The 4,101-nt window shown below is 42.5% G+C and carries 6 protein-coding genes; all 6 read left to right on the plus strand.

Annotated elements, in window-relative coordinates:
- The coding region (locus tag F6K53_RS15760) for a hypothetical protein (protein ID WP_293081286.1) at nt 1-195 on the plus strand (195 nt) is incomplete at its 5' end.
- Nucleotides 188-622 carry a hypothetical protein gene (locus F6K53_RS15765; RefSeq protein WP_293081289.1) on the plus strand — a complete coding sequence of 145 codons (435 nt, stop codon included), beginning with the start codon at nt 188-190 and terminating at the stop codon, nt 620-622. The genes F6K53_RS15760 and F6K53_RS15765, both read left to right, overlap by 8 nt.
- Before the next feature lie 2 nt (nt 623-624).
- Complete coding sequence (locus F6K53_RS15770; RefSeq protein ID WP_293081292.1) at nt 625-1,353, plus strand: Uma2 family endonuclease; 729 nt, start codon at nt 625-627, stop codon at nt 1,351-1,353.
- 50 nt (nt 1,354-1,403) lie between these two features.
- On the plus strand, nt 1,404-2,411 hold the full coding sequence (locus F6K53_RS15775) for an Rpn family recombination-promoting nuclease/putative transposase (RefSeq protein ID WP_293081295.1): 1,008 nt from the start codon (nt 1,404-1,406) through the stop codon (nt 2,409-2,411).
- 742 nt (nt 2,412-3,153) lie between these two features.
- On the plus strand, nt 3,154-3,477 hold the full coding sequence (locus F6K53_RS15780; protein WP_070394564.1) for a hypothetical protein: 324 nt from the start codon (nt 3,154-3,156) through the stop codon (nt 3,475-3,477).
- 331 nt (nt 3,478-3,808) lie between these two features.
- Nucleotides 3,809-4,006, plus strand: coding sequence for a hypothetical protein (locus tag F6K53_RS15785; protein WP_293081298.1), 198 nt, complete (start codon nt 3,809-3,811; stop codon nt 4,004-4,006).
- Nucleotides 4,007-4,101 lie beyond the last annotated feature (95 nt).

Genomic DNA, 4,101 nt, shown 5'->3' on the forward strand with positions numbered 1-4,101 from the left:
TCTATTGCCTATTGCATCTTGCCTATTGCCTATTGCCTCTTGCCTATTGCCTATTGCCTATTGCCTATTGCCTATTGCCTATTGCCTATTGCCTATTGCCTATTGCCTGCTCCCTGCTCCCTAAAACCCAGAGATTCGTACCTCATAGATATAAGAATTGCTATCAATAGTTTATTTGTAGAGCTTAATGGCTGATTTTATTCTAATTACAGGGGATAAAGCCATGTTTAACCCTACCTTTGGGGCAGCAACTGTGGTGCCCCAACCGGGTACCCTGGTGGGTTCTGGCAAGGACACGATTAATGGCAAGCCTGTGTGTGTGGATGGGGATGAGAAAAAAGTGATAGTACCGGGCTGTATGTATATGACTCCACAGTACAGTATACCAGGTGTAGGTACTCTCACAATTCAATCCCTGGGAGGCAATCAAAAAGCTAAAAAAAATAAATCTGGTGGCAAACCAGTGTTGCTCAAAGGCAGCACTTTCACTGCTAAATTTCAAGTGATGACGCCAGCGCAGCAACCACCAAAAGGTCCAACGCCCCCAATTCCCGACGCTACTCCCCAATACTCGGGTACTGGCAGTTTTATTACTACTAATCTCAAAGTTAAAGGTGCCTAATAATGTCTTCACAGCCCTTACCATTAAGCTCTGAGTTCCCACCCCCTCCACATTTGCCACCGTTAGAAAATGGCGATCGCTTAACTTCCCGGGAATTTGAGCGTCGTTACAATGCCATGCCAGAACTAAAAAAAGCCGAACTGATAGAAGGAATAGTTTACATGGCATCGCCCCTACGTTTTCAACCTCATGCCCAACCGCACGGACGTTTAATCACCTGGCTGGGAGTTTATCAAGCTGCTACACCCCAGGTACAAATGGGCATTGAACCCACAGTCCGTTTGGATCGGGACAACCAACCGCAACCCGATGGCGTATTGCTAATTAATCCCGAAAGTGGGGGCAACTCTACCCTAAGTGAAGATGGATACTTGGAAGGAGCACCAGAATTATTGGTAGAAATAGCAGCTAGTAGTGCAGCGATCGATCTGGGAGATAAGAAGCGTGCTTATCGGCGCAATAGCGTACAGGAATACATTGTTTGGCAAGTCTTTGAACAAAAAATTGATTGGTTTAGTTTAAACGATGGTGATTATATTTCCTTGTTACCAGATCCTGATGGCCTGATTTGCTCTCAAGTTTTTCCCGGATTGTGGCTGGATGCGCCAGGGATGCTCCAAGGGGATCTGCAACGGGTTTTGCTTTCCTTGCAATCAGGAATTAATTCCCCAGAGCATCAAGCTTTTGTCCAACAGTTAATGGCACGGCAGCAACAACACGGGAATAGTTAATGAAATAAATCAATAGCTAATATAGATGTAGTCAAACCAGCACACCAACCATGGCTACCAGACATATACGCTTTGATTGGGCCATCAAAAGACTACTGCGTAATAAAGCCAATTATGTAGTCTTGGAAGGGTTTTTGAGCGAGTTATTACATACACAGATCAAAATCCAAACTCTTCTCGAAAGGGTCGGCAATCAACAGACAGAGGAAGATAAAAGCAACCGTGTCGATATTCTTGCCGAAACCGAAAACTCCGAGTTAGTCCTGATCGAAGTGCAAAATAACTCCCAACTCGATTATTTTCATCGGATGCTCTACGGTGTTTCCCAGCTAGTCACCGAATATCTTGAACAAGGGGAAGAGTACGGCAAAATTCGGAAAATCTACTCAGTGAATATCGTCTACTTTAACCTCGGTAAGGAAGATGACTATATTTATCGTTTCCGCTCGGAGTTCATGGGAGTGAATCAAGGAGATATCCTGGAAGCATCCCTAGCTCAAGAAAGAAAATATACGATTGAAAAAGTAGCAGATATCTTTCCAGAATACTACCTGCTGAAAGTAAAGAACTTTAAGGGTATAGCGAAAAACCACCTAGAAGAATGGATCTATTATCTCAAAAACAGCGAGATCAAGGAGGAATTTGAAGCCAAAGGCATGGTGGAAGCCAAAGAAACCTTAAGAGTCAATAATCTCTCAGACCAAGAAAGAGCGGCATACAAGCGTTATATGGATAACAAAAGTTACGAAGCCAGTATCTTGAGTACCCAAGAATTTGAGGCGCAATGGCAAATCGAACAGATTGAACAGGCAGAAATTCGAGGTAGACTTGAAGGATTGGAAGAAGGTAGGGAAGAGGGAAGACTTGAAGGATTGGAAGAAGGAAAAAGAATCTTACTATTAGAACAGTTGGAGCGCCGTTTCCCAGAAATAGCCTCACAACACAGAGCAGCTATCCTTGGGTTGAATTCCCAGGAATTAGATAATTTAGCCGATGCCATGTGGGATTTTCAGACTAGCGCTGATTTGCTTGACTGGCTACAGGAACACTCAAGTTAGGGATTGCTGAATAAGTCTGTTCGTTGTAGTAATACCCTCCTTTGGGGGCGTTGGGTGCGATCGGTTTTGCATAAGGTTTTCGCCGCTTGGAGTACGGTCGGGTTTTGATCGTTTGGTTTGTCCGTCTTTCGGTAGTCGGTGCGTTACGCGATGCGATGCTGTTGGCGAATTCGTGAAACCCTTATTCTGCCGTAATCCGCTCCCCTCTCTCAACCTTGGGAGAGGGGCTGGGGGTGAGGGCTGATGGGGCTTCTTGGTTTGTTAAGAAATATTTCGCCAACAGCATCACGATGCTAACGCACCCAACCTAATCGGTGATCGATGCAGCCGATTTCACCTGGATAGATTCTAGGTCTGACGGAGTACACAGCCCTATATCCAATAGATATGAGGAAATCGTTTCAGATGATAGTGGTTGCACAATATTAGTAGATGATCAGTAGATGCACGACTTAAAGAGAAAATGTTTGTTGTTTACCCTTGAGAAGTTAACCGATAGTAGGGGCAAGTCTTGTGCCTAACCGTACAACAATCAACAATCAACAGTTAACAATCAATAATCATACTGTTATATTTTCAGCAGTTATCCCATTTCTCTTTATCTATTGATACTCTAGTTTTCCACTAAAAACTCGCCAAAATGGCGACATGAAACTGAGATTTTTATCTAAAACAGAATTTGTAGACTTACAGAAATCTTGAAGAAAGTCATCCGTCACACTCCTATGGAGGAAAACTAATAATGGAAATTTCTGAGTTACCCATCGGTTTTGAGTTGTTATCCGATGAGGAAACCTTTCTCAATGATCTAGATCAGCAAGATACTATGGTTCAGGGTGGATGTGGTCCGACTCCCCAAACACCATACATTCTGTGTCCAGCACCTACGGCAGTTCCTATGCCTGAACACCCAGAACCTTTTCCCAAATGTCCACGCCCAATACCCCAACCAACACCTCCTGTTTTTGAACATCCACGGCCCATACCTTTTCCTAAACCCAAGACCATACCAATTTATAGAACAGGACCGATTATGATGACTCCACCAATACGAATGGAGCATTAGATTGAGGGCATTAGCCCCTCGCTCTAAGTGTAGGGGCTGATGGTAATGATTAAGCTAAAACGCATTTAAAATATGTTTGGACAAGGCAAAAGGCAAAAGGCAAAAGGCAAAAGGCAAAAGGCAAAAGGCAAAAAGTTTCTGGAATATATTTTTTATTTTTATTGAAGATATATACAGTTTAAAATCAAAATAATTTATTTAAAAAAATAGTAACAAATTTTTTTTTTATGTTAAATTAACATCATATAAACGATTATTTATAGCAACATTATAGATATAGACATTCTAAATATTTTGTGAACCATAACGCTGGCATTATGGTCGCACAAGGATGAAAGTTCTTTCCATTGTCTTGATCGGCTTTCTTGCCTATTGCCTATTGCCTATTGCCTATTGCCTATTGCCTATTGCCTATTGCCTATTGCCTATTGCCTATTGCCTATTGCCTCTTGCCTCTTGCCTCTTGCCTCTTGCCTTTCCCAAGCGCGACTATGTTGACAACTCAAATAACAATGCTATAGCTAGCTGACATTTTATGTCACAATTGCATCTGATCTAGTAAACATAGTAATGGCAGCTGCTATGAGCGAAACCATCTTTAGCAAGATTATCCGGCGAGAAATA

The organism is Moorena sp. SIO4A1 (assembly GCF_010672065.1).
Lineage (GTDB): Bacteria > Cyanobacteriota > Cyanobacteriia > Cyanobacteriales > Coleofasciculaceae > Moorena.